The organism is Bacillus sp. PPSBB_2, assembly GCF_045291115.1.
In the GTDB taxonomy this organism is placed as follows: Bacteria; Bacillota; Bacilli; order Bacillales; family Bacillaceae_G; genus Bacillus_A; species Bacillus_A cereus.
Window position 1 is genome coordinate 102950 of the sequence record NZ_CP147983.1, and the last position, 26781, is coordinate 129730.

A 26781-nucleotide genomic window follows, 5' to 3' on the forward strand; every position below is an offset into this window, starting at 1 on the left:
ACCAATTATGGAAAAGCAAGTGAGAGTGCGCTACGCGCCAAGTCCAACAGGACACTTACATATCGGAAATGCGCGTACGGCATTATTTAATTATTTATTTGCTCGTCATTTAGATGGCAAATTTATTATTCGTATTGAAGATACTGATGTAAAACGTAACGTGGCTGGTGGAGAAGAAAGCCAATTAAAATACTTGAAATGGCTCGGTATGGACTGGGATGAAGGTGTTGATGTTGGTGGTGAATTTGGACCATATCGCCAAACAGAGCGTTTAGATATTTATAAAAAATTATATGAAGATTTATTAGAGCGTGGTCTAGCTTATAAATGTTATATGACAGAAGAAGAGCTAGAAGCAGAGCGTGAAGGACAAATCGCTCGCGGTGAAACACCTCGTTACGCAGGTAACCACCGTGAATTAACTGAAGAACAAGTGAAAGAATTTGAAGCTGAGGGACGTATTCCAAGTATTCGTTTCCGTGTACCAGCTGATCGTGACTACACATTCAAAGATATTGTAAAAGATGAAGTTGCGTTCCATTCAAATGATTTCGGTGATTTTGTTATTGTGAAAAAGGATGGAATTCCAACTTATAACTTTGCAGTAGCAGTAGATGATCATCTAATGGAAATTACACATGTACTTCGTGGTGATGATCATATTTCAAATACACCGAAACAAATGATGATTTATGAAGCTTTCGGCTGGGATATTCCACAATTCGGTCATATGACTCTAATTGTTAATGAAAGTCGTAAAAAGTTAAGTAAGCGTGATGAATCTATTATTCAATTTATTGAGCAATATAAAGAGCTTGGGTATCTTCCAGAAGCAATCTTTAACTTTATTGCACTACTAGGTTGGTCTCCGGTAGGAGAAGAAGAAATCTTCTCTAAAGATGAGTTTATCAAAATGTTCGATGCAGCTCGTTTATCAAAATCACCTGCATTATTTGATTCTCAAAAACTAAAATGGATGAACAACCAGTATATGAAAAAGCAAGATTTAGATACGGTTGTAGAGTTAAGCTTACCGCATTTAGTGAAAGCTGGACGTGTGGGAGAAACTTTAAGCGAACAAGACCAAGCTTGGATTCGTGATGTAATTGCTTTATACCATGAACAAATGAGTTTTGGAGCTGAAATTGTAGAGCTTTCTGAAATGTTCTTTAAAGATCATGTTGATTATGAAGAAGAAGGACAAGAAGTACTAAATGGTGAACAAGTACCTGAAGTACTTCGTGCATTTGCTGGTCAAATAGAAGCTCTAGAAGCAATGGAGCCAGCAGCAATTAAGGCAGCGATTAAAGCAGTTCAAAAGGAAACAGGACATAAAGGTAAAAATTTATTTATGCCAATCCGTGTTGCAACTACAGGACAAACGCATGGTCCAGAGCTTCCGAATGCTATTGCACTTCTTGGAAAAGAAAAAGTTTTAAATCGTCTTCAAAAAGTAATTGGTTAACATTTTCTAGGTTTAGAAATATAATAAGTATACCTAAAACCTAATAAGGAAAAGCGACGAGAAGGAGAAGTAGAAAATCAGGCTTTTTACAGAGAGAACCACCTTTAGGCTGGGAGTGGTTTATAAGCGGATTTTTGAAATGCCCCTTCGAGTCTTCTGCTGAACAGCGAATTGCTTCGTGGGATGTCTTAGGCCGCAAAGTAAGCAGAAGCGGTGTACACCGTTATCATGGATGAGTTTGAGGCTTTTTTAAGCCTAAACAGAGTGGAACCGCGCTTAAAAGGCGTCTCTGTCAATATGACAGAGACGCCTTTTTTTTATACCGTGTAAATAGGTATGAATATAGAATTTATCTCCTTATATAAAGAATTAGGGGAGAAGTGATGAGTTAGGGGAGTTAGTTCGTTCGACAAAAAAGCAGCCCATAAAGGGGAGGGAACACCGATGTTTAAGAGGCTTCGGGAAGATATTGAAGTCGTTTTTGAACAGGATCCAGCGGCAAGAGGTTATTTCGAAGTCATTTTAACTTACTCTGGATTACATGCAGTTTGGGCCCATCGAATTGCACATGCTTTTTATAAAAGAAATTTTTTCTTTCTTGCACGTTTTGTTTCACAAGTGAGCCGCTTTTTTACTGGCATTGAGATCCATCCAGGAGCAACTATTGGTCGACGTTTTTTTATAGATCATGGAATGGGAGTTGTAATCGGAGAAACTTGTGAAATTGGTGATAATGTAACGATTTATCAAGGGGTTACATTAGGTGGTACAGGAAAAGAAAAAGGAAAGAGGCATCCAACAATTCAGGATAATGTATTAATTGCGACGGGTGCTAAAGTTCTTGGTTCTATTACTGTGGGAGAGAATTCTAAAATCGGAGCAGGGTCTGTCGTATTAAAAGAAGTTCCTGCACATTCTACAGTTGTAGGTATACCTGGCCGTGTCGTTATTCAAAATGGAGTAAAGATTGGTCAAGAATTAAATCACTCTGACCTTCCGGATCCGATTTTTGATAAATTAAAGGCTATGGAAGTAGAACTTGATAAATTGAAGAAACAATTGGAATTAAAGGTAGAAAGGAAGGATAAAAATGACTATTCACATTTATAATACGTTAACACGTCAAAAAGAAGAGTTTGTTCCATTAGAAGAAAATAAGGTAAAGATGTATGTATGCGGACCTACAGTTTATAACTACATTCATATTGGGAATGCAAGGCCTCCTATGGTATTCGATACAGTGCGTCGTTATTTAGAATACAAAGGATACGATGTGCAATATGTATCTAACTTTACGGATGTAGATGATAAATTAATTAAAGCGGCAAATGAATTAGGTGAAGATGTACCGACAATTGCTGATCGCTTTGTTGAAGCGTACTTTGAAGATGTAACAGCACTAGGTTGCAAACACGCAACAGTTCATCCTCGTGTAACAGAAAATATGGATATCATTATTGAATTTATTCAAGAACTTGTGAATAAAGGGTATGCATATGAATCAGAGGGTGATGTGTACTTTAAGACGAAGGAATTCGAAGGTTACGGTAAATTATCACATCAACCAATCGCAGATTTACGTCACGGTGCTCGTATTGAGGTAGGGGAAAAGAAACAAGACCCTCTTGATTTTGCTTTATGGAAAGCTGCGAAAGAAGGAGAAATCTTCTGGGAAAGCCCTTGGGGGCAAGGACGTCCAGGATGGCATATTGAATGCTCAGCAATGGCGCGTAAGTACTTAGGGGATACAATTGACATTCATGCTGGTGGTCAAGACTTGGCATTCCCACATCATGAAAATGAAATTGCGCAGTCAGAAGCATTGACTGGAAAAACGTTTGCACGTTACTGGATGCATAATGGATATATTAATATTAACAATGAGAAGATGTCTAAATCGCTTGGTAACTTTATTTTAGTTCACGATATTATTAAGCAATACGACCCGCAGTTAATTAGATTCTTTATGTTATCAGTACACTATCGTCACCCGATTAACTTTAGTGAAGAGTTATTACAAAGTACGAATAATGGACTGGAAAGAATTAAAACAGCTTATGGAAACTTAAAGCATCGTATGGAGAGTAGTACGGATTTAACGGACCATAATGAGAAATGGTTAGCTGAAATAGAGAAATTCCAGACTGCATTTGAAGAGGCAATGAATGATGACTTTAACACTGCAAATGCAATTACCGAATTATACAACGTAGCAAATCATGCAAATCAATATTTACTTGAAGAGCATACATCTAAAGTTGTGATTGAAGCATACGTAAAACAACTGGAAACGTTATTTGATATTTTAGGATTAGAATTATCAAAAGAAGAATTACTGGATGAAGAAATTGAAGAGCTTATCCAAAAGCGCATTGAAGCTCGTAAAAATCGTGATTTTGCATTGTCTGATCAAATTCGTGACGATTTAAAAGAACGTAATATTATTTTAGAAGATACCGCTCAAGGTACAAGATGGAAAAGAGGATAAGGATGATCGATGCAAAGCAATTAAACAGCTTGGCGTTAGCGTATATGGGTGATGCGGTATATGAACAATATATCCGCTATCACCTCCTTCAAAAAGGAAAAGTTCGACCTAATCAATTACACCGCTTAGGGACGAGCTTTGTTTCAGCAAAAGCACAGGCGAAAGTTGTTTATCATTTATTAGAGACGGCATTTTTGACAGAGGAAGAAGAGGCGGTATTAAGAAGAGGGCGTAATGCAAATTCAGGTACAGTTCCGAAAAATACGGATGTACAAACATATCGACATAGTACAGCCTTTGAAGCGCTAATTGGTTACCATCATTTATTAAATAATCGTGAAAGATTAGACGAAATTGTATATAAGGCAATTGCAGTTTTAGAAGAAAAGGAAGGGGGCACATCATCATGACTAGTGAATATATTATCGGACGTAACCCTGTAATTGAAGCGTTAAGATCAGGGAGAGATATTAATAAAATTTGGATCGCAGAAGGTGCTGCCAAAGGACAAGTACAAATTGTACTAGCATTAGCGAAAGAAAATAAGATTATTTTACAACATGCACCAAAGAAAAAGTTAGATCAATTAGTTGAGGGTAATCATCAAGGTGTAATTGCTCAAGTAGCTGCATATCAGTATGCAGAGTTAGAAGATTTATTCAAAGTGGCAGAAAAACGTAATGAAGATCCGTTCTTCTTGATTTTAGATGAGATTGAAGATCCGCATAACCTAGGTTCTATTATGCGTACTGCTGATGCAACAGGAGCTCATGGAATTATTATTCCGAAGAGAAGAGCTGTGGGACTTACCGCATCAGTTGCGAAAGCATCAACAGGAGCGATTGAATACATTCCTGTTGCGCGCGTAACAAACTTATCTCGTACAATTGATGAATTAAAAGAGCGTGGACTTTGGATTGCTGGTACAGATGCCAAAGGAAAAACGGATTACCGTAATTTAGATGGTACAATGCCGATTGGATTAGTAATTGGTAGTGAAGGAAAAGGTATGAGTCGTATTATTGGTGAAAAGTGTGATTTCTTAATCACTCTACCGATGGTTGGTAAAGTTACATCCTTAAATGCTTCAGTAGCCGCAAGTTTGTTAATGTATGAGGTATATCGTAAACGTCACGAAATTGGTAAATAAAAAATGAACGATATTTTGATCGTTGACGGCTACAACATTATCGGAGCTTGGGGAGATTTGAAGAAACTGCGGGATGTAGATTTACAATCATCAAGAGATGCGCTTATTGATAAGATGGCGGATTATCAAGGTTATACAGGCACAAAAGTGATGATAGTCTTTGATGCCTATACAGTCCATGGTATTGAAAAAAAGATGAAACAATCTCGTGTAGAAGTAATATTCACACGAAAGAATCAAACTGCAGACGAAAAGATAGAGCAACTTGCGATAGAGCTTAGAAATATAAATACACAAATATATGTTGCGACTTCTGATTATACAGAACAATGGGTTATATTTGCGCAAGGTGCCCTTCGAAAATCTGCGCGTGAATTAGAGTTGGAAGTACAAGCAATGGAACAACAAGTAAGAAGGCGTACAAAAGACGCGAAAGAACAGCAGCCCGCCATGCGAAAGATATTTAGTAAGGATATTACAGAAAAATTAGAAAAATTAAGAAGAGGAGAGCGTTGAAGCATTGACGCTCTTTATCTTTTTACTGTATAATATTGCTAAATAAATAGCGGTCGGAGGGATCAAGGTGGAAGCAGGCTTCGTAAGTATAGGCGACGTTACATTTCGTGATTTAGAGGATGAGGCAATCGTTGAGTTAGTTCGAAAAGGTAATACTGACGCTCTAGAATATTTAATTCACAAGTATAAGAACTTTGTTCGTGCGAAATCAAGATCTTACTTTTTAGTGGGTGCCGATCGAGAAGACATTGTTCAAGAAGGTATGATAGGGTTGTTTAAAGCAATTCGTGATTATAAAGAGGACAAGCTGTCTTCATTCAAAGCATTTGCTGAACTATGTATCACTCGACAAATTATTACCGCTATTAAAACGGCAACAAGACAAAAACATATTCCTTTAAATTCGTATGTGTCTTTAGATAAGCCGATTTACGATGAGGAATCTGATCGAACGTTATTGGATGTTATTTCTGAAGCGAAGGTGACTGATCCTGAAGAGATGATCATTAGCCAGGAAGAATATACAGACATAGAGTCAAAAATATCTGAATTATTAAGCGATTTAGAAAGAAAAGTGCTTTCTTTATATTTAGATGGTCGTTCTTATCAAGAGATTTCAGAACAGTTAAACAGGCATGTGAAATCTATTGATAACGCTTTACAAAGAGTAAAGAGGAAATTGGAACGATATATGGAAATGAGAGAAAGTACAACTTTAAATTCATAAGAAGTAACAAGTGCTGCAGGTGTAAAATAAATCACCTGTTTTCTTTTGTAGAGAGTACAAAATGCATGTCATTGACATTGTCTTTTATTGTATGATACATTTTTAGGGACATAATGTTACAAGGTTGGTGTAACTAATGAGGAAAAAAGTTGTACTCTCATGTGAAGAGTGTAAAAATCGAAACTACTCTACTATGAAAGATACGAGCTCAATAGAGCGACTTGAAATAAAAAAGTTTTGTAAAACATGCAATCAGCATACAGTTCACAAGGAAACAAAATAAATAATTGAAATAATACACTGGAGGTCCCGCAGATGCGTTTAACGAACTTTTTCGGCGATGTAGGTCGCGAAATGAAAAAAGTAAGTTGGCCTAAAAAAGATGAATTACTCCGCTCAACAGCGACTGTTGTTGCTACAGTTGTGTTCTTTGCGATTTTCTTCGCAGTAGTTGATATGGGCATTTCTTCTTTAATTCGGTTAATTCTTGGTTAATTCTTGAATAAGAAGCACTTATCCATGATATAATGTTATTTATAAGAACTGTGTAAAAGCCCGGTGAACGGGTTTTTTCATTTGCGCAAAAAAATGTACGTCAGGGAGGGAAGGACGCTCGTCCTAAATGAATGGAAAAAAGTTGGTATGTTGTCCATACTTATTCTGGATATGAAAATAAAGTAAAAGCAAACCTAGAGAAACGTGTAGAATCAATGGGTATGCAAGATAAAATTTTCCGTGTTGTTGTCCCGGAAGAAGTAGAAGTAGAAATGAAAAACGGAAAAGAAAAATTAATGAAAAGAAAAGTGTTCCCAGGTTATGTATTAGTAGAATTAATCATGACTGATGACTCTTGGTATGTTGTACGTAACACGCCGGGTGTAACTGGGTTCGTTGGTTCTTCTGGTTCTGGATCTAAACCATCACCTTTATTAGAAGAGGAAGTTGTTACCATTATGAAACATATGGGAATGGACAACGAAGTGGTTGATTTCGACTTTGAACTTCATGAGACAGTACGTGTAAATGAGGGGCCATTCGCAGATTATACAGGTGCTATTGAAGAAATTGATGTGGAGAAGAAAAAGGTTAGTGTGCTTGTGGACATGTTTGGTCGCGAGACTCCAGTTGAACTTGACTTCCATCAAATTGAAAAATTATAAAATGAAACTTGAAATGAATTGTAAAAAGTGATAATATCTTTTAAGTCAGTACGTCTTCGTTATCGGAGACGTTTTTTGAAAGATTTTATCCTTACAGATAAAATATGACGTGGGAGGGCAAATCACTGTCCAATTGACCACATCACGGACTTAAGGAGGTGTGTCTCGTGGCTAAAAAGGTAATTAAAATGGTAAAGCTTCAAATTCCTGCAGGTAAAGCTAACCCAGCTCCACCAGTTGGTCCAGCATTAGGACAAGCAGGTGTTAACATCATGGGCTTCTGTAAAGAGTTTAACGCTCGTACAGCAGATCAAGCTGGTCTTATCATCCCTGTTGAAATTACGGTATTTGAGGACCGTTCATTCACTTTCATTACTAAAACTCCTCCTGCTGCTGTTCTTCTTAAGAAAGTAGCTGGTATTGAGTCTGGTTCTGGTGAACCAAACCGTAATAAAGTGGCAACTGTTAAGCGTGATAAAGTACGCGAAATCGCTGAAACTAAAATGCCTGACCTAAACGCTGCTAGCGTAGAAGCTGCAATGCGTATGGTTGAAGGTACTGCACGCAGTATGGGCATCGTTATCGAAGACTAATTCGATTTGTTTTTAAAAAAGGTTGCGGGTCTGGAATTCCAATTCGCAACCTTTATTATCGTAAATGATTATCGTTTTTAAATAAATGGATGGCGCTCATCCTCAGGTTATACCTGAAAACAGGCGTAAACGTGGGAGGTTATTCCGCTAAAACCACATTCGAGGAGGAAATAAAAATGGCTAAAAGAGGTAAAAAGTACGTAGAAGCTGCAAAGCTTGTTGATCGTGCAGCTGCTTACTCTGCAACAGAAGCAGTAGAATTAGTAAAGAAAACAAACACAGCTAAATTTGATGCAACTGTAGAAGCTGCATTCCGTTTAGGTGTTGACCCTAAGAAAGCTGACCAACAAATCCGTGGTGCAGTTGTTCTTCCACACGGTACTGGTAAAGTACAACGTGTATTAGTATTTGCTAAAGGTGAAAAAGCTAAAGAAGCTGAAGCTGCTGGAGCTGACTTCGTAGGCGATACTGATTACATCGGTAAAATCCAACAAGGTTGGTTCGATTTCGATGTAGTAGTAGCAACTCCTGACATGATGGGTGAAGTTGGTAAACTTGGTCGCGTATTAGGGCCTAAAGGTTTAATGCCAAACCCTAAAACTGGAACAGTTACTTTCGATGTAACTAAAGCTGTTAACGAAATCAAAGCTGGTAAAGTTGAATACCGCGTTGATAAAGCTGGTAACATCCACGTTCCAATCGGTAAAGTATCTTTCGAAGATGCTAAATTAGTAGAAAACTTCAAAACAATTGCTGACACTTTACAAAAAGTTAAGCCAGCTGCTGCAAAAGGTACTTACATGAAGAACGTAACAGTTGCTTCTACAATGGGACCTGGCGTACGTGTAGACGTTTCTACATTAGCGTAAATTTTGGAAGTTGACTTCATAAAGAAGTTTTAATATAATCATTTATGTTGTGAATTTAATTAGTGTACCGTAGACAGTAGGTGTCAATAGACTTAATTTCCTACCTAGGTGTTAATATACGAAGCGGAATCTTTTTTCTGTGACTATATGCCTCCATGTCTACAAGTTGGGCATGGAGGTTTTTAGTGCACTTTCGGTACATCTTCTATATAATCTACAGGAGGTGTAATAACATGAGCAAAGTAATCGAAACTAAACAACAAGTTGTAACTGAAATCGCGGACAAACTTCGCGCTAGTAAATCTACAATCGTTGTTGACTACCGTGGTTTAACAGTTTCTGAAGCAACAGAATTACGTAAGCAATTACGTGAAGCTGGCGTTGAGTTCAAAGTTTACAAAAACTCTCTAACTCGTCGTGCTGCAGAATCTGCTGAAATGGCTGAGTTAAATGAATTCTTAACAGGACCAAACGCAATCGCGTTCAGTAACGAGGATGTAGTTGCTCCTGCGAAAGTATTAAACGACTTCGCTAAAGATCATGAAGCTTTAGAAATTAAAGCGGGCGTAATCGAAGGTAAACTTGTAACACTTGATGAGGTTAAAGCAATTGCTACTCTTCCATCACGTGAAGGCTTACTTTCTATGCTTCTTAGCGTTCTTCAAGCTCCAATCCGTAACCTTGCACTTGCTACTAAAGCAGTTGCAGACCAAAAGGAAGAGCAAGGCGCTTAATTTTTTAAAAGATAATTACGTATTATCGATAAAACAATACAAACCTATTTAAGGGAGGATATTTACAATGACTAAAGAACAAATCATTGAAGCAGTTAAATCTATGACTGTATTAGAACTTAACGACTTAGTAAAAGCTATCGAGGAAGAATTCGGCGTAACTGCTGCTGCTCCTGTAGCTGTTGCTGGTGGCGCTGGAGAAGCTGCTGCTGAGAAAACTGAATTTGATGTGGAACTAACTAGCGCTGGTGCACAAAAAATCAAAGTTATCAAAGTTGTTCGTGAAATCACTGGTCTTGGCTTAAAAGAAGCTAAAGAATTAGTTGACAACACTCCAAAAGTAATCAAAGAAGCTGCTGCTAAAGAAGAAGCTGAAGAAATCAAAGCTAAACTTGAAGAAGTTGGCGCTGCTGTAGAAGTTAAGTAATTAACTTTTGATGCTTTAAAAAAAGCTCGCTCTCATGCGAGCTTTTTTTTTAACTGTAAAGAAAAGAGGTGGCCATATGGCAGACCATTATTTTTCTAACGACCCTTCTAGTAAAAGTGATCGTAAGCGATGGGAGTTTGCCCTTCGTGGATCTCGATTCACTTTCTTATCTGACCATGGGGTGTTCTCGAAAAACGAAGTGGACTTTGGTTCCCGTCTTTTAATTGAAGCGTTTCAAATGCCAGATATTAAAGGTGATATATTAGACGTAGGTTGCGGATACGGTCCTATTGGTTTGTCGTTAGCGAAAGAGTTTCAAGGTCGTGAAGTTCACATGGTGGATGTGAACGAGAGGGCACTTGGGCTTGCGAAAGAAAACGCCGCTAATAACAAAATCGAGAATATACGTATTTTTCAAAGTAGCGTCTATGAAAATGTAGATGGTAAGTATGCTGCTATTCTATCTAACCCTCCGATTCGTGCGGGTAAAGATATCGTACATGAGATTTTAGAAAAAGCTGTGGAGTATTTAGTTCCAGATGGAGAGCTTTGGATTGTTATTCAAAAGAAACAAGGTGCACCGTCTGCGCTAAAAAAACTAGAAGAAGTATTTTCTGAAGTTGAGGTTGTAGAAAAGAAAAAAGGATATTATATCATAAAATCAAAAAAACGTTGACGGTTATTTTTGGCTATGTTAACATTATACAATGCCAATATATGATTTTCTGCGTTGAGAAAGATGTATATTTTTGTTTCTCTTGGAAAAGATAGTAAAATCAGCAGATTATGAAACAGAATGATGGTTTTCTTATAGAAGCCATTTTTCTTTTTTGAGCAGGTAGAAAGACTCAACGTATTTATCTTTAAGAGAAAGAGACTACGCTAATAGCAGTAGTTGTATTTATTTGTGATTTTGCACAAATTTTTTTGTGCATTTATAATACTCATGATTTGAGGGGTGAAGCAGTTGACAGGTCAACTAGTTCAATACGGACGCCACCGCCAACGAAGAAGTTATGCCCGTATTAGTGAAGTATTAGAGTTACCAAATCTTATCGAAATTCAAACCTCTTCTTATCAGTGGTTTCTTGATGAGGGTTTGCGAGAAATGTTCCAAGACATTTCTCCGATTGAAGACTTTACGGGAAATCTATCGCTTGAATTTATCGACTACAGCTTAGGTGAACCTAAATACTCTGTAGACGAATGCAAAGAGCGTGATGTGACGTATGCAGCACCACTTCGTGTAAAAGTGCGTCTAATCAACAAGGAAACTGGTGAAGTAAAAGAACAAGATGTGTTCATGGGAGATTTCCCACTCATGACAGAGACTGGAACATTCGTAATTAACGGTGCAGAACGTGTTATCGTTTCCCAGTTAGTTCGCTCTCCAAGCGTATACTATAGTGGCAAAGTGGATAAAAACGGAAAACGTGGTTTTACTGCTACTGTAATTCCAAACCGCGGAGCTTGGTTAGAGTATGAGACAGATGCTAAGGATGTTGTATATGTGCGTATTGACCGTACGCGTAAACTTCCTGTAACTGTTTTGTTACGCGCATTAGGGTTTGGCTCTGATCAAGAAATCACCGAGCTTTTAGGTGATAACGAATACTTAAGCAACACATTAGAAAAAGACAACACAGATAGCACAGAAAAAGCATTGCTTGAAATTTATGAGCGTCTACGTCCTGGTGAACCACCAACAGTAGAAAATGCTAAGAGCTTACTTGTGTCTCGTTTCTTTGATCCAAAGCGCTACGATTTAGCAAATGTAGGTCGCTATAAGATCAACAAGAAGTTACACATTAAAAACAGATTGTTTAATCAACGTTTAGCTGAAACATTAGTGGATCCAGAAACTGGTGAAATTTTAGCGGCAGAAGGAACAATCTTAGATCGTCGTACACTTGATCGCATTTTACCTTACTTAGAGAAAAACATTGGATTCAAAACAGCGAAACCAATGGGTGGAGTGGTAGAAGGCGATGTTGAGCTGCAATCTATTAAGATTTATGCTCCTGAGTCGGAAGGCGAACGCGTAATTAATGTAATTGGTAATGCAAACATTACTCGTGATGTGAAACACATCACACCAGGTGATATCCTTGCTTCTATCAGTTACTTCTTCAACCTACTATACAAAGTAGGGGATACAGATGATATTGACCATTTAGGAAACCGTCGTCTGCGTTCTGTTGGAGAACTGTTACAAAATCAATTCCGTATCGGTCTTTCTCGTATGGAACGTGTTGTTCGTGAGAGAATGTCGATCCAAGATACAAATGCAATTACACCACAGGCACTAATTAATATTCGTCCTGTTATTGCATCTATTAAAGAGTTCTTCGGAAGTTCTCAGTTATCTCAGTTTATGGACCAAACAAACCCATTAGCAGAGTTAACTCACAAACGAAGACTATCTGCATTAGGACCTGGTGGTTTAACGCGTGAGCGCGCAGGCTTTGAAGTGCGTGACGTTCATTACTCTCACTACGGTCGTATGTGTCCGATTGAAACACCAGAGGGACCAAACATCGGTTTGATTAACTCATTATCTTCGTTCGCGAAAGTAAATGAGTTTGGTTTCATTGAAACACCATACCGTCGTGTCGACCCAGAAACTGGTCTTGTAACAGGGCATGTTGATTACTTAACAGCAGATGAAGAAGATAACTATGTTGTAGCCCAAGCGAATATGAAATTATCTGACGAAGGTGAATTCCTAAGTGAAGATATCGTAGCTCGTTTCCGTGGTGAAAACATTGTCACAAATAGAGAACGCATCGACTACATGGATGTATCTCCAAAACAAGTAGTGTCGGCAGCGACAGCTTGTATTCCGTTCTTAGAAAACGATGACTCTAACCGCGCACTTATGGGAGCGAACATGCAACGTCAGGCGGTTCCGTTAATGAATCCGGAATCTCCGATTGTAGGTACAGGTATGGAGTACGTATCAGCAAAAGACTCAGGTGCTGCAGTAATCTGTAAACATCCTGGTGTTGTTGAGCGCGTAGAAGCACGTGAAGTTTGGGTACGTCGCTATGTAGAAGTTGACGGTCAAACAGTAAAAGGCGACTTAGATCGCTACAAAATGCAAAAATTCATTCGTTCTAACCAAGGAACTTGTTACAACCAACGTCCAATCGTAAGTGTTGGAAATGAAGTTGTAAAAGGTGAAATCCTTGCGGATGGTCCTTCTATGGAATTAGGTGAACTAGCACTTGGACGTAACGTGCTTGTTGGCTTCATGACTTGGGACGGTTATAACTACGAGGATGCGATCATCATGAGTGAGCGCCTTGTAAAAGATGATGTGTACACTTCTATTCATATTGAAGAATATGAATCAGAAGCTCGTGATACGAAGCTTGGACCAGAAGAAATTACACGTGACATTCCAAACGTTGGGGAAGACGCATTACGTAACCTTGACGAGCGCGGTATCATTCGCGTTGGTGCTGAAGTAAAAGATGGAGATTTACTTGTTGGTAAAGTAACACCTAAAGGTGTAACAGAATTAACAGCTGAAGAACGTCTATTACATGCTATCTTTGGAGAAAAAGCGCGTGAAGTACGTGATACATCACTACGTGTACCACACGGTGGTGGCGGTATTATCTTAGACGTAAAAGTATTCAACCGTGAAGATGGCGATGAATTGCCACCAGGCGTGAATCAACTTGTACGTGCATATATCGTTCAAAAACGTAAAATTTCTGAAGGTGACAAGATGGCCGGACGTCACGGTAACAAAGGTGTTATTTCTCGTATTTTACCAGAAGAAGATATGCCTTACCTACCAGACGGTACGCCAATCGATATCATGTTAAACCCATTAGGGGTACCATCTCGTATGAATATCGGTCAGGTATTAGAGCTTCATCTTGGTATGGCAGCAAGATACCTTGGCATTCACATTGCAACACCAGTATTCGATGGTGCTCGTGAGGAAGATGTTTGGGGCACAATTGAAGAAGCTGGTATGGCAAATGACGCGAAAACAATCCTGTATGACGGACGTACTGGTGAACCATTCGATAACCGCGTATCTGTTGGTGTCATGTATATGATCAAACTTGCGCACATGGTTGACGATAAACTTCATGCTCGTTCTACTGGACCATACTCACTTGTAACGCAGCAACCTCTTGGAGGTAAAGCTCAGTTCGGTGGACAGCGTTTCGGTGAGATGGAGGTTTGGGCACTTGAAGCTTACGGTGCTGCTTATACTCTTCAAGAAATCTTAACAGTGAAGTCTGATGATGTTGTTGGACGTGTTAAGACTTATGAAGCAATTGTTAAAGGCGAAAATGTTCCAGAACCAGGCGTTCCTGAATCATTCAAAGTATTGATTAAAGAGCTGCAAAGTTTAGGTATGGACGTTAAAATGATGTCTAGCGACGATACAGAAATTGAAATGCGTGATACAGAAGATGACGATGATCATCAATCAGCAGATAAATTGAATGTCGAAGTTGAGACAACTAAGGAATAATTGGGATAACCTGTAGACTAAAAGGGAGGTAGGCCCCTTGATAGATGTAAATAACTTTGAATATATGAAGATTGGACTTGCTTCACCTGACAAGATTCGTTCTTGGTCATACGGTGAAGTTAAGAAACCAGAAACTATTAACTATCGTACGTTAAAGCCTGAAAAAGATGGCTTGTTCTGTGAGCGTATTTTCGGACCACAAAAGGACTGGGAATGTCATTGCGGAAAATACAAACGTGTACGTTATAAAGGTGTAGTTTGTGATCGATGTGGCGTTGAAGTAACGCGTGCAAAAGTACGTCGTGAACGTATGGGTCATATCGAATTAGCTGCTCCTGTATCTCATATTTGGTATTTCAAAGGTATCCCGAGCCGCATGGGACTTGTCTTAGACATGTCCCCTCGCGCGCTTGAAGAAGTAATTTATTTCGCTTCTTATGTTGTAACAGAAAGTGGAGATACACCACTTGATAAGAAGCAATTACTTTCTGAAAAAGAATACCGTGCATATCGTGATCGATATGGTAGCACATTCCAAGCTGCTATGGGTGCAGAAGCAATTAAAAAGCTACTACAAGACATCGATTTAGATAAAGAAGTAGACTTCTTAAAAGAAGAATTAAAAACAGCACAAGGACAACGCCGTACTCGTGCTATTAAACGTCTAGAAGTATTAGAAGCATTCCGTAACTCTGGAAATGAACCGTCTTGGATGATCTTAGATGTTCTACCAGTAATCCCACCAGAACTACGCCCAATGGTACAGTTAGACGGTGGACGTTTTGCTACTTCTGACTTAAACGACTTATACCGTCGTGTAATTAACCGTAACAACCGTTTAAAACGTCTATTGGACTTAGGTGCACCAAGCATCATCGTTCAAAACGAAAAACGTATGTTACAAGAAGCTGTAGACGCATTAATCGATAATGGTCGTCGTGGCCGTCCAGTTACTGGGCCAGGTAACCGTCCATTAAAATCACTATCTCACATGCTTAAAGGTAAACAAGGACGTTTCCGTCAAAACTTATTAGGTAAACGTGTTGACTACTCTGGTCGTTCTGTAATCGTTGTAGGACCGAACTTAAAGATGTATCAATGTGGATTACCAAAAGAAATGGCGCTTGAACTGTTCAAACCTTTCGTAATGAAAGAGTTAGTTGAAAAAGGATTAGCACATAACATTAAGAGTGCGAAACGTAAAATCGAGCGTGTACAACCTGAAGTTTGGGACGTTTTAGAGTCTGTGATTAAAGAACATCCAGTACTTCTAAACCGCGCACCAACACTTCACCGTCTTGGTATCCAGGCGTTTGAACCTACATTAGTAGAAGGTCGCGCAATCCGTCTTCACCCACTTGTATGTACTGCATACAACGCGGACTTTGACGGTGACCAAATGGCCGTTCACGTACCTTTATCATCAGAAGCTCAAGCTGAAGCTCGTCTTCTTATGTTAGCGGCACAAAACATCTTGAACCCGAAAGACGGTAAACCAGTTGTTACTCCATCTCAGGATATGGTATTAGGTAACTATTACTTAACACTTGAGCGTGAAGGTGCAATCGGTGAAGGTATGGTCTTCAAAGATGCAAATGAAGCATTGCTTGCATATCAAAATGGATATGTTCATCTTCATACACGTGTTGCAGTAGCTGCAAGTGCAGTAAACAACGCAACATTTACTGAAGAGCAAAAGAGTATGCTTCTATTAACAACAGTTGGTAAATTAATATTTAACGAAATCTTACCAGAGTCGTTCCCTTATATTAATGAACCAACAAATTCAAACCTTGAAAAAGAAACACCAGCGAAATATTTCGTTGAAAAAGGTGCGAACATTAAAGAAATTATTGCTAGTCGCGAAGAAGTGGCGCCATTTAGCAAGAAGATCCTTGGTAACATCATTGCGGAAGTGTTCAAACGTTTCCAAATTACAGAAACGTCTCGCATGCTTGACCGTATGAAAAACTTAGGATTCAAGTACTCTACAAAAGCTGGTATTACAGTTGGGGTATCTGACATTCTTGTATTAGGCGAAAAAGATGAAATTCTCCACGAAGCACAAGCAAAAGTAGATAATGTAATTAAACAATTCCGTCGCGGTTTAATCACGGAAGAAGAACGTTACGATCGCGTTATCTCTATTTGGAGTAATGCAAAAGATGTTATCCAAGGAAAACTGATGAAATCCTTGAATAAACGCAACCCAATCTTCATGATGAGTGACTCAGGTGCCCGTGGTAACGCATCTAACTTTACTCAGCTTGCTGGTATGCGTGGTCTTATGGCCAATCCATCTGGTCGTATCATCGAACTTCCAATCAAATCGAGTTTCCGTGAAGGTTTAACAGTACTTGAGTACTTCATCTCTACGCATGGTGCGCGTAAAGGTCTTGCCGATACAGCACTTAAAACTGCCGATTCTGGTTACTTAACACGTCGTCTTGTTGACGTTGCACAAGATGTAATCGTTCGTGAAGATGATTGTGGAACAGATCGCGGTTTATTAATTGGTGCGATTAAAGAGGGTAATGAAGTTATCGAGTCATTATATGATCGTCTTGTTGGACGTTTTGCAAGAAAAACTGTAAAACATCCTGAAACAGGTGAAGTATTAGTTGCTGAAAATCAATTAATTACTGAAGATATCGCTCATATCGTTGAAAATTCGGGTGTTGAAACTGTAAACATTCGTTCAGCGTTTACGTGTAACACTCGCCACGGTGTATGTAAGAAGTGTTACGGTCGTAACTTAGCAACTGGAACAGACGTAGAAGTAGGAGAAGCGGTAGGTATTATCGCAGCTCAATCTATCGGTGAGCCAGGTACACAGTTAACGATGCGTACATTCCATACAGGTGGGGTTGCCGGAGATGATATTACTCAAGGTTTACCTCGTATCCAAGAGATCTTCGAAGCTCGTAATCCGAAAGGTCAGGCAGTTATCAGTGAAATCGACGGTGTTATCGCAGCGATCAACGACGTTAAAGATCGCCAAGAAGTAGTTGTACAGGGTGAAGTTGAAGCTCGTACGTATGCTATTCCTTACGGTGCTCGTCTGAAAGTAACTCCAGGACAGCCAATTAGCCACGGTAAAGAGTTAACAGAAGGTTCTATTGATCCGAAAGAATTACTAAAAGTAACGGACATTACGGCGGTTCAAGAATACTTATTACGTGAAGTTCAAAAAGTATACCGTATGCAAGGGGTAGAAATTGGTGACAAACACGTAGAAGTAATGGTACGTCAAATGTTACGTAAAGTTCGTGTAAGTGATGCAGGTGAAACAGATGTATTACCAGGAACATTACTAGATATCCATCAGTTCACTGATGCGAATGCTAAGGTCTTACTGCAAGGTAAGCAACCAGCAACAGCTAGACCTGTTCTACTTGGTATTACAAAAGCTTCACTTGAAACAGATTCATTCTTATCTGCAGCATCGTTCCAAGAAACAACTCGTGTCTTAACTGATGCAGCAATTAAGGGTAAACGCGATGAACTTCTAGGATTAAAAGAAAATGTTATTATCGGTAAACTTGTTCCTGCTGGAACAGGTATGAATCGTTATCGCAAAGTGGATCTTGTAAAAACAACACAAGATGACATGAATGTAGAAAACGATGAGGTTTATGTGGAACAGTAAAATTTTCCGGCATAAATTTTGTATAAAAACAATTAATCTTAGTTGACATTGTATGAGTCAAAATGTTACTATAATCAAGGTTGCTCCTGAACGATGCTTTGGAGGATATTTATATGTCTTATCAAAAAGTATCAACTGCTGAAAATGTAGTCGTTGGTCATAAACGTACATTGGAGGCAATCAAAAATGGTACAGTTAAAGAAGTTGTCATCGCAGAGGATGCTGACATGCGGTTAACCCATGCTATCATTCGTGTTGCAATGCAATATAACGTGCCCATAACAAAAGTTGAATCAGTTCGTAAGCTTGGTAAAGCTTCGGGGATTCAAGTGGGAGCTTCAGCAATAGGAATAATAAGTTAAAACTGTTTTTGTGAGGAGAGAGCATTTGCTCTTCCTTGCAAAAACTTTGTTTTCAACTAATAATGAACCACCTGGATATGTGGTCATACAAACATGCGAAGGGAGGATAATCAAATGCCTACTATTAACCAATTAGTGAGAAATGGTCGTACTGATAAAGTATGGAAATCTAAATCACCTGCGTTAAACAAAGGTTTTAACTCTTTAAAGAAAAAATCAACTGATATCTCTGCACCTCAAAAACGTGGTGTATGTACTCGTGTTGGTACAATGACTCCAAAGAAACCTAACTCAGCGTTACGTAAATACGCTCGTGTACGTTTAACAAACGGTATCGAGGTTACAGCTTACATCCCAGGTATCGGTCATAACCTACAAGAGCATAGCGTAGTATTAATTCGCGGTGGTCGTGTAAAGGATTTACCGGGGGTACGTTACCACATCGTTCGTGGTGCGCTTGACACAGCTGGTGTTGACAAACGTATGCAAGGACGTTCTAAATATGGTACTAAGAGACCAAAACCTGCTAAAAAATAATAACTTTAAAATGAAAGGAGGAACTCAATATGCCTCGTAAAGGACCTGTTGCGAAACGTGACGTGTTACCAGATCCAATGTACAATTCGAAGCTAGTAACACGCCTTATCAACAAAATGATGGTTGACGGTAAAAAAGGTAAATCTCAAACAATTCTTTATAATGCGTTCGATATCGTAAACGAACGTACTGGTAAAGAGCCAATGGAAGTATTCGAGCAAGCTCTTAAGAACATCATGCCTGTTCTTGAAGTACGCGCTCGTCGTGTTGGTGGTGCTAACTACCAAGTTCCAGTTGAGGTTCGTCCAGAACGCCGTACAACTTTAGGTCTTCGTTGGTTAGTAAACTACGCTCGTCTTCGTGGTGAAAAAACTATGGAAGAGCGTCTTGCTAACGAAATCTTAGATGCAGCTAACAACGCTGGTGCATCTGTTAAGAAACGTGAAGACACTCATAAAATGGCAGAAGCTAACAAAGCATTTGCTCATTACCGTTGGTAGGATTCAACGTAAAATAAATGTAAGCATAAACCGCTTTATTTGTCGCTTATGGAAGTGTGGAGAGGGAGAATGCCTCTCCCTTTCATCGGGCGCTCGTTTTACATAATGAGAGTACTGGACATACTGACATGTGTAACAATATAAAGTGGCTTTTTTGCTACTTAAAATAAAAAAATCCAATCCATATATGGAAGGAGCAAGACACCAAATGGCAAGAGAGTTCTCTTTAGAAAACACTCGTAATATTGGTATCATGGCTCACATCGATGCTGGTAAAACAACAGCAACTGAGCGTATTCTGTACTACACAGGACGTATTCATAAAATCGGTGAAACTCACGAAGGTGCATCTCAGATGGACTGGATGGAGCAAGAGCAAGAGCGTGGTATCACAATTACTTCTGCTGCAACTACAGCACAATGGAAAGGTCATCGTGTAAACATCATTGATACTCCAGGACACGTAGATTTCACAGTAGAAGTAGAACGTTCTTTACGCGTACTTGATGGCGCTGTAGCGGTACTTGATGCGCAATCTGGTGTAGAACCACAAACAGAAACTGTTTGGCGTCAGGCTACTACTTACGGCGTACCTCGTATCGTATTCGTTAACAAAATGGATAAGATCGGTGCAGATTTCTTATACTCTGTAGGAACAATCCACGATCGTTTACAAGCAAACGCACATCCAATTCAGTTACCAATCGGTGCTGAAGATGAGTTCAATGGTATCATTGACCTTGTTGAAGAGTGTGCTTACATGTACGGTAACGATTTAGGAACAGACATTCAACGTGTTGAAATTCCTGAAGAGCACAAAGAATTAGCTGAAGAATACCGTGGAAAACTTATTGAAGCGGTAGCTGAGCTTGATGAAGAAATGATGATGAAGTACCTAGAAGGTGAAGAAATCACTGTAGAAGAGCTTAAAGCTGGTATCCGTAAGGCTACAACTTCTGTAGAATTCTTCCCAGTAATCTGTGGTTCTGCATTCAAAAACAAAGGTGTTCAAATTCTGTTAGACGCAGTTATCGACTACCTTCCATCACCACTAGATGTACCTGCTATTAAAGGTACTCTACCGGATACAGATGAAGAAGTAGAACGTAAGTCTAGCGATGAAGAACCATTCGCAGCTTTAGCATTCAAAATCATGACTGACCCTTATGTTGGTAAGTTAACGTTCTTCCGTGTGTACTCTGGTGTGTTAAACTCTGGATCATACGTGAAAAACTCAACTAAAGGTAAGCGTGAGCGTGTAGGTCGTATCCTACAAATGCACGCTAACAGCCGTGAAGAGATTTCAACAGTTTACGCTGGTGATATCGCTGCTGCTGTAGGTTTAAAAGATACTACTACTGGTGATACTCTTTGTGACGAGAAGAGCCTTGTTATCCTTGAGTCTATGGAATTCCCAGAGCCAGTTATCTCTGTAGCTATCGAACCAAAATCTAAAGCTGACCAAGATAAAATGGGTACAGCATTATCTAAGCTTTCTGAAGAAGATCCAACATTCCGTGCTCACACTGACCAAGAAACTGGCCAAACTATCATCGCTGGTATGGGTGAACTTCACCTTGATATCATCGTTGACCGTATGCGTCGTGAATTCAAAGTGGAAGCAAACGTTGGTGCTCCTCAGGTAGCATACCGTGAGACTTTCCGCGCTGCTGCGAAAGTTGAAGGTAAGTTCGCTCGTCAATCTGGTGGTCGTGGACAATTCGGTCACGTTTGGATTGAGTTTGAACCTAACGAAGAAGGTAAAGGATTCGAATTCGAAAACAAGATCGTCGGTGGTGTAGTTCCTCGTGAATACATCCCAGCTGTTGGAGCAGGTCTTGAAGATGCACTTAAAAATGGTGTACTAGCTGGTTATCCACTAGTTGACATTAAAGCTGCATTAGTTGACGGATCTTACCATGATGTCGATTCATCTGAGATGGCGTTCAAAATCGCTGCATCTATGGCACTTAAAGCTGCGGTTTCTAAATGTAGCCCAGTAATTCTTGAGCCAATGATGAAAGTTGAAGTTGTAATTCCTGAAGAGTACATGGGTGACATTATGGGTGACGTAACATCTCGTCGTGGACGTGTAGAAGGTATGGAAGCTCGCGGTAACGCACAAGTTGTTCGCGCTATGGTTCCACTTTCTGAAATGTTCGGTTATGCAACGTCATTACGTTCTAACACTCAAGGACGCGGAACATTCTCTATGGTGTTTGACCACTATGAAGAAGTACCAAAGTCTGTTTCTGAAGAAATTATCAAAAAAAATAAAGGTGAATAATTGATTTTTATCGATTGTTCAAGTATAACTACTTATGTAAGCTTAGAAAGTGGGACGTAAGTTTCACTTTCTAGTCTAAATATAAAATAACCTATATAAACTAAGGAGGAATTTAGAATGGCTAAAGCTAAATTCGAACGTTCTAAACCCCATGTTAACATCGGTACAATCGGCCACGTTGACCATGGTAAAACTACATTAACTGCTGCGATCACTACAGTTCTTGCAAAAGCTGGTGGTGCTGAAGCACGCGGATACGATCAAATCGATGCTGCTCCAGAAGAAAGAGAGCGCGGTATCACAATCTCAACTGCACACGTTGAGTACGAAACTGAAACTCGTCACTATGCACACGTTGACTGCCCAGGTCACGCTGACTATGTTAAAAACATGATCACTGGTGCTGCTCAAATGGACGGCGGTATCTTAGTAGTATCTGCTGCTGATGGCCCAATGCCTCAAACACGTGAGCACATCCTTCTTTCTCGTCAAGTAGGTGTTCCTTACATCGTTGTATTCTTAAACAAATGCGACATGGTAGATGACGAAGAATTATTAGAATTAGTAGAAATGGAAGTTCGCGACCTATTATCTGAATACGGATTCCCAGGCGACGACATTCCTGTAATCAAAGGTTCTGCTCTTAAAGCTCTTCAAGGAGAAGCTGATTGGGAAGCAAAAATCATTGAATTAATGGCTGAAGTTGATGCTTACATCCCAACTCCAGAACGTGAAACTGACAAACCATTCTTAATGCCTGTAGAGGACGTATTCTCTATCACAGGTCGTGGTACAGTTGCTACTGGTCGTGTTGAGCGCGGTATCGTTAAAGTTGGTGACGTAGTAGAAATCATCGGTCTTGCTGAAGAAAATGCTTCTACAACTGTAACTGGTGTAGAGATGTTCCGTAAACTTCTTGACCAAGCTCAAGCTGGAGACAACATCGGTGCTTTACTTCGTGGGGTTGCTCGTGAAGACATCCAACGTGGACAAGTACTTGCAAAAAGCGGTTCTGTAAAAGCTCACGCTAAATTCAAAGCTGAAGTTTTCGTATTATCTAAAGAAGAAGGTGGACGTCACACTCCATTCTTCGCTAACTACCGTCCTCAGTTCTACTTCCGTACAACTGACGTAACTGGTATCATCCAATTACCAGAAGGTACTGAAATGGTAATGCCTGGTGACAACATCGAAATGACTATCGAACTTATCGCTCCAATCGCTATCGAAGAGGGAACTAAATTCTCTATTCGTGAAGGTGGACGTACAGTAGGTTACGGTGTAGTTGCTACTATCGTTGAGTAATCTTAACTGATATAAAAAAACCTAAGGGATTTTCCCTTAGGTTTTTTGTTTGCGTTTATATAAGGAAGAAGAGGGTGTTTTTTGTTTTGACGAGTTTCTTCTATAGTAATATAAAAACGACAAAAGATAATCCAGAAACTGTAAAATGAATTCTGTTAGATGAAAACTTGAAATTCTTTAAAGTGCCATGTATAATAGCAAAAGTAGAGAAAAGCAGATGCAAACAAAAAGATGCTTGCATCTAGACGAATAACATTGTATAATAGACAATGTTGGTCTTTGACTGCGATGAAGTGGAAGGTTGCTGACACACCCGGCCGCTTTGCCATGGCATGGTGTGGGGAAATTTCCATGGAGAAGGTCTATTTTAGAAATAGGCGAACGAAGGAGGGAAAATAATGGCAAAAGAAAAAATTCGTATCCGTTTAAAAGCTTACGATCACCGTATTCTTGATCAGTCAGCTGAGAAAATTGTAGAAACAGCTAAGCGTTCTGGGGCAACAGTTTCTGGTCCGATCCCATTACCAACTGAAAAAACTGTTTACACAATTCTTCGTGCTGTTCATAAGTACAAAGATTCTCGTGAGCAATTCGAAATGCGCACGCACAAACGTCTAATCGACATCGTGAGTCCTACTCCACAAACAGTAGATTCATTAATGCGTTTAGACTTACCATCTGGTGTAGATATCGAAATCAAACTATAATTTATATAACTTAAAAATGTAGGAGGTGTAACTCATGACCAAAGGAATCTTAGGAAGAAAGATCGGTATGACTCAAGTATTTGCTGAGAACGGTGAGTTAATCCCAGTAACAGTTATCGCTGCTAATCCAAACGTTGTTCTTCAAAAGAAAACAACTGAAACTGATGGCTACAATGCAATCCAGTTAGGATTTGAAGATAAACGTGAAAAGTTAACTAACAAACCTGAACAAGGCCACACTGCTAAAGCATCTACAACTCCTAAGCGCTTCATTCGCGAAATCCGCGATGCAGACGTGGACGGATTAGAGGTTGGTCAAGAGGTAAAAGTTGACGTATTCGCTACAGGTGAAATCGTTGATGTAACAGGAATTTCTAAAGGTAAAGGTTTCCAAGGTGTTATCAAACGCCACGGACAATCTCGCGGACCTATGTCTCATGGTTCTCGCTATCACCGTCGTCCAGGTTCAATGGGCCCAGTTGCTCCGAACCGTGTATTCAAAGGCAAAAAACTTGCTGGGCGTATGGGTGGAGACCAAGTTACTATCCAAAACTTAGAAATCGTTCAAGTTGACACTGAGCGCAACTTATTACTAGTAAAAGGTAACGTTCCAGGTGCTAAGAAATCTCTTGTAGTTGTTCAAGGCGCTGTGAAGGTTAGCAAATAATTCACAATAGGAAGGAGGAATTCCAATGCCAAAAGTTACTGTATATAACCAAACTGGTTCACAGGTTGGTGAAATCGAATTAGCTGAAGCTATTTTCGGTATCGAACCAAATGAAGCTGTACTTTTCGAAGCTGTAATGATGCAACGTGCATCTTTACGTCAAGGTACACACAAAGTAAAAACTCGCTCTGAAGTTCGCGGTGGTGGTCGTAAACCATGGCGTCAAAAAGGAACTGGACGTGCTCGTCAAGGGTCTATCCGCTCTCCTCAATGGCGTGGTGGTGGTACGGTATTCGGACCTACACCAAGAAGCTATGCGTACAAACTTCCTAAGAAAGTTCGTCGTTTAGCAATCAAATCTGCATTAGCTACTAAAGTAGTTGAGAACAACATTGTAGTTCTTGAAGACCTAGTGTTAAATGCACCAAAAACAAAAGATATGCTAGCAGTACTTAAAGGATTAACTGTTGAGAAGAAAGCTCTTATCGTAACTGCTGATGCAAACGAATCTGTAGAGTTATCTGCTCGCAATATCCCTGGAGTAACAGTAATCACTGCTGATGGCGTAAACGTTTTAGACGTGCTTCATCATGATAAGCTAATCATGACAAAAGCGGCAGTGGAAAAAGTAGAGGAGGTGCTTGCATAATGAGAGATCCTCGTGATATCATTAAGCGCCCAGTTATCACTGAACGTTCTATGGAAATGATGGCTGAAAAAAAATACACGTTCGATGTGGACGTTAAATCTAATAAAACAGAAGTTAAAGATGCTCTTGAAGCGATCTTTGGTGTTAAAGTAGAAAAAGTGAACATCATGAACTACAAGCCGAAAGCAAAACGCGTTGGTCGTCACGCTGGTTTTACTAGCCGTCGTCGTAAAGCAATCGTTAAGCTAACTGCTGACAGCAAAGAAATCGAAATCTTCCAAGGCGTTTAATTCTTACTAAAGAAGGAGGGAAATTGAGATGGGAATCAAAAAGTATAATCCAACTACTAACGGTCGTCGTAATATGACTACGAATGATTTCGCTGAAATCACGACTGATAGACCCGAAAAGTCATTACTTGCTCCTTTAAGCAAGAAGGCTGGTCGTAATAACCAAGGTAAAATCACTGTACGTCATCAAGGTGGCGGACATAAGCGTCAATACCGTATCATCGACTTTAAGCGTAACAAAGATGGAATTCCAGGACGCGTTGCTACGATCGAATACGATCCAAACCGCTCTGCGAATATCGCATTAATTAACTACGTTGACGGTGAAAAACGTTACATTCTTGCTCCTAAATCTTTAGAAGTAGGTATGGAAGTTATGTCTGGCCCAGAAGCTGACATTAAAATCGGTAACGCATTACCATTAATCAACATTCCAGTAGGTACTGTTGTTCATAACATCGAGCTTAAGCCTGGTCGTGGCGGACAATTAGTTCGTTCTGCTGGTACATCTGCTCAAGTACTTGGTAAAGAAGGTAAATACGTACTTGTACGTTTAACTTCTGGTGAAGTACGTCTTGTATTATCTGCTTGTCGCGCTTCAATCGGTCAAGTAGGTAACGAACAACACGAACTTATCAAAATCGGTAAAGCAGGTCGCTCTCGCTGGTTAGGTAAACGCCCAACAGTTCGTGGTTCTGTAATGAACCCTGTTGATCACCCACACGGTGGTGGTGAAGGACGTTCTCCAATCGGACGTAAGTCTCCAATGTCTCCATGGGGTAAACCAACTCTTGGATTCAAGACTCGTAAGAAAAACAAAGCGTCTGACAAATTTATCGTTCGTCGTCGTAAAAAATAATGGGATTGTAGTACGGTTCATTTCTAGAACCGTACGCCAATCACGAAGGGAGGCACCAAAATGGCTCGTAGCTTAAAAAAAGGACCATTTGTCGATGATCACTTAATGAGCAAAATGGAAAAATTAGTTGCATCTGAGCAAAAACAAGTTGTTAAAACTTGGTCTCGCCGTTCAACAATCTTCCCTCAGTTCATCGGACACACAATCGCTGTATATGATGGTCGTAAACACGTACCTGTGTACATCACTGAGGATATGGTTGGCCATAAGTTAGGTGAATTCGCACCAACTCGTACGTACAAAGGTCACCTTGCTGACGATAAGAAAACTAGAAGATAA

Annotated in this window: 28 protein-coding genes and 2 other annotated features; all 28 genes read left to right on the plus strand. The window is 39.6% G+C overall.

Features of this window, described 5'->3' with window-relative positions; all coding sequences use genetic code 11:
* The first annotated feature begins 7 nt into the window (after positions 1-7).
* The 28 genes from gltX to rpsS all read left to right on the plus strand — a co-directional run bounded on the left by gltX (position 8) and on the right by rpsS (position 26781).
* A complete protein-coding gene (gene gltX, locus V6946_RS00480; RefSeq protein WP_000415143.1) occupies positions 8-1465 on the plus strand; it encodes a glutamate--tRNA ligase in 1458 nt (485 codons plus the stop codon).
* A 47-nt stretch (positions 1466-1512) separates the two neighbouring features.
* Positions 1513-1759, plus strand: a binding site (T-box leader).
* 150 nt (positions 1760-1909) lie between these two features.
* Positions 1910-2575 carry a serine O-acetyltransferase gene (gene cysE, locus V6946_RS00485; RefSeq protein WP_000476497.1) on the plus strand — a complete coding sequence of 222 codons (666 nt, stop codon included), beginning with the start codon at positions 1910-1912 and terminating at the stop codon, positions 2573-2575.
* Positions 2556-3953: a cysteine--tRNA ligase gene (gene cysS, locus V6946_RS00490; RefSeq protein ID WP_000152276.1), complete on the plus strand. Its 1398-nt coding sequence runs from the start codon at positions 2556-2558 to the stop codon at positions 3951-3953. The genes cysE and cysS overlap by 20 nt, the downstream gene beginning before the upstream one ends.
* A gap of 2 nt (positions 3954-3955) precedes the next feature.
* Positions 3956-4363, plus strand: a complete 408-nt coding sequence (locus tag V6946_RS00495) for a Mini-ribonuclease 3 (RefSeq protein ID WP_000564261.1) — start codon at positions 3956-3958, stop codon at positions 4361-4363.
* A complete protein-coding gene (gene rlmB / locus V6946_RS00500; RefSeq protein ID WP_000200237.1) occupies positions 4360-5103 on the plus strand; it encodes a 23S rRNA (guanosine(2251)-2'-O)-methyltransferase RlmB in 744 nt (247 codons plus the stop codon). Before V6946_RS00495 ends, rlmB begins: the two co-directional genes overlap by 4 nt.
* 3 nt (positions 5104-5106) lie before the next feature.
* Entirely contained in the window at positions 5107-5619 is a 513-nt protein-coding gene (locus V6946_RS00505; RefSeq protein ID WP_000997880.1) for an NYN domain-containing protein, read from the plus strand.
* A gap of 67 nt (positions 5620-5686) precedes the next feature.
* Positions 5687-6346 (plus strand): RNA polymerase sporulation sigma factor SigH, encoded by a 660-nt coding sequence (locus V6946_RS00510; protein WP_000387193.1) that lies wholly within the window; start codon positions 5687-5689, stop codon positions 6344-6346.
* A 136-nt stretch (positions 6347-6482) separates the two neighbouring features.
* Positions 6483-6629 carry a 50S ribosomal protein L33 gene (gene rpmG, locus V6946_RS00515; RefSeq protein ID WP_014481927.1) on the plus strand — a complete coding sequence of 49 codons (147 nt, stop codon included), beginning with the start codon at positions 6483-6485 and terminating at the stop codon, positions 6627-6629.
* A 32-nt stretch (positions 6630-6661) separates the two neighbouring features.
* The gene (secE, locus tag V6946_RS00520; protein WP_001241323.1) at positions 6662-6841 is read left to right on the plus strand and encodes a preprotein translocase subunit SecE; all 180 of its coding nucleotides are present in this window, start codon (positions 6662-6664) and stop codon (positions 6839-6841) included.
* Positions 6842-6972: 131 nt separating this feature from the next.
* Positions 6973-7506: a transcription termination/antitermination protein NusG gene (gene nusG / locus V6946_RS00525; protein ID WP_000415794.1), complete on the plus strand. Its 534-nt coding sequence runs from the start codon at positions 6973-6975 to the stop codon at positions 7504-7506.
* A 167-nt stretch (positions 7507-7673) separates the two neighbouring features.
* Positions 7674-8099 (plus strand): 50S ribosomal protein L11, encoded by a 426-nt coding sequence (rplK, locus tag V6946_RS00530; RefSeq protein WP_001085872.1) that lies wholly within the window; start codon positions 7674-7676, stop codon positions 8097-8099.
* A 176-nt stretch (positions 8100-8275) separates the two neighbouring features.
* Positions 8276-8968 carry a 50S ribosomal protein L1 gene (gene rplA / locus V6946_RS00535; RefSeq protein ID WP_001987630.1) on the plus strand — a complete coding sequence of 231 codons (693 nt, stop codon included), beginning with the start codon at positions 8276-8278 and terminating at the stop codon, positions 8966-8968.
* A gap of 49 nt (positions 8969-9017) precedes the next feature.
* Positions 9018-9162: a sequence feature (ribosomal protein L10 leader region), on the plus strand.
* Positions 9163-9201: 39 nt separating this feature from the next.
* The gene (gene rplJ / locus V6946_RS00540) at positions 9202-9702 is read left to right on the plus strand and encodes a 50S ribosomal protein L10 (protein ID WP_000048716.1); all 501 of its coding nucleotides are present in this window, start codon (positions 9202-9204) and stop codon (positions 9700-9702) included.
* Positions 9703-9769: 67 nt separating this feature from the next.
* Positions 9770-10129, plus strand: coding sequence for a 50S ribosomal protein L7/L12 (rplL, locus tag V6946_RS00545; RefSeq protein ID WP_000159736.1), 360 nt, complete (start codon positions 9770-9772; stop codon positions 10127-10129).
* A gap of 76 nt (positions 10130-10205) precedes the next feature.
* A complete protein-coding gene (locus tag V6946_RS00550; protein ID WP_000763262.1) occupies positions 10206-10805 on the plus strand; it encodes a class I SAM-dependent methyltransferase in 600 nt (199 codons plus the stop codon).
* 291 nt (positions 10806-11096) lie between these two features.
* Positions 11097-14630, plus strand: coding sequence for a DNA-directed RNA polymerase subunit beta (rpoB, locus tag V6946_RS00555; RefSeq protein ID WP_000147553.1), 3534 nt, complete (start codon positions 11097-11099; stop codon positions 14628-14630).
* Positions 14631-14667: 37 nt separating this feature from the next.
* Positions 14668-18279, plus strand: a complete 3612-nt coding sequence (rpoC, locus tag V6946_RS00560) for a DNA-directed RNA polymerase subunit beta' (RefSeq protein ID WP_000567939.1) — start codon at positions 14668-14670, stop codon at positions 18277-18279.
* Between the two features lie 113 nt (positions 18280-18392).
* Entirely contained in the window at positions 18393-18641 is a 249-nt protein-coding gene (locus V6946_RS00565; protein ID WP_000121837.1) for a 50S ribosomal protein L7ae-like protein, read from the plus strand.
* 114 nt (positions 18642-18755) lie between these two features.
* Entirely contained in the window at positions 18756-19178 is a 423-nt protein-coding gene (gene rpsL, locus V6946_RS00570; RefSeq protein ID WP_001142341.1) for a 30S ribosomal protein S12, read from the plus strand.
* A 29-nt stretch (positions 19179-19207) separates the two neighbouring features.
* A complete protein-coding gene (rpsG, locus tag V6946_RS00575; protein ID WP_001137491.1) occupies positions 19208-19678 on the plus strand; it encodes a 30S ribosomal protein S7 in 471 nt (156 codons plus the stop codon).
* Between the two features lie 208 nt (positions 19679-19886).
* Positions 19887-21965 (plus strand): elongation factor G, encoded by a 2079-nt coding sequence (gene fusA, locus V6946_RS00580; RefSeq protein WP_000090370.1) that lies wholly within the window; start codon positions 19887-19889, stop codon positions 21963-21965.
* Between the two features lie 117 nt (positions 21966-22082).
* The gene (gene tuf, locus V6946_RS00585) at positions 22083-23270 is read left to right on the plus strand and encodes an elongation factor Tu (RefSeq protein WP_001029614.1); all 1188 of its coding nucleotides are present in this window, start codon (positions 22083-22085) and stop codon (positions 23268-23270) included.
* 398 nt (positions 23271-23668) lie between these two features.
* Complete coding sequence (gene rpsJ / locus V6946_RS00590) at positions 23669-23977, plus strand: 30S ribosomal protein S10 (protein ID WP_001040596.1); 309 nt, start codon at positions 23669-23671, stop codon at positions 23975-23977.
* 34 nt (positions 23978-24011) lie between these two features.
* Complete coding sequence (gene rplC, locus V6946_RS00595; RefSeq protein ID WP_000160207.1) at positions 24012-24644, plus strand: 50S ribosomal protein L3; 633 nt, start codon at positions 24012-24014, stop codon at positions 24642-24644.
* Positions 24645-24669: 25 nt separating this feature from the next.
* Complete coding sequence (rplD, locus tag V6946_RS00600) at positions 24670-25293, plus strand: 50S ribosomal protein L4 (protein ID WP_001127258.1); 624 nt, start codon at positions 24670-24672, stop codon at positions 25291-25293.
* Positions 25293-25583 carry a 50S ribosomal protein L23 gene (gene rplW / locus V6946_RS00605; protein WP_001205558.1) on the plus strand — a complete coding sequence of 97 codons (291 nt, stop codon included), beginning with the start codon at positions 25293-25295 and terminating at the stop codon, positions 25581-25583. Before rplD ends, rplW begins: the two co-directional genes overlap by 1 nt.
* Positions 25584-25611: 28 nt before the next feature.
* Positions 25612-26442: a 50S ribosomal protein L2 gene (gene rplB / locus V6946_RS00610; protein WP_000511583.1), complete on the plus strand. Its 831-nt coding sequence runs from the start codon at positions 25612-25614 to the stop codon at positions 26440-26442.
* Positions 26443-26502: 60 nt separating this feature from the next.
* Positions 26503-26781: a 30S ribosomal protein S19 gene (gene rpsS, locus V6946_RS00615; RefSeq protein ID WP_000124454.1), complete on the plus strand. Its 279-nt coding sequence runs from the start codon at positions 26503-26505 to the stop codon at positions 26779-26781.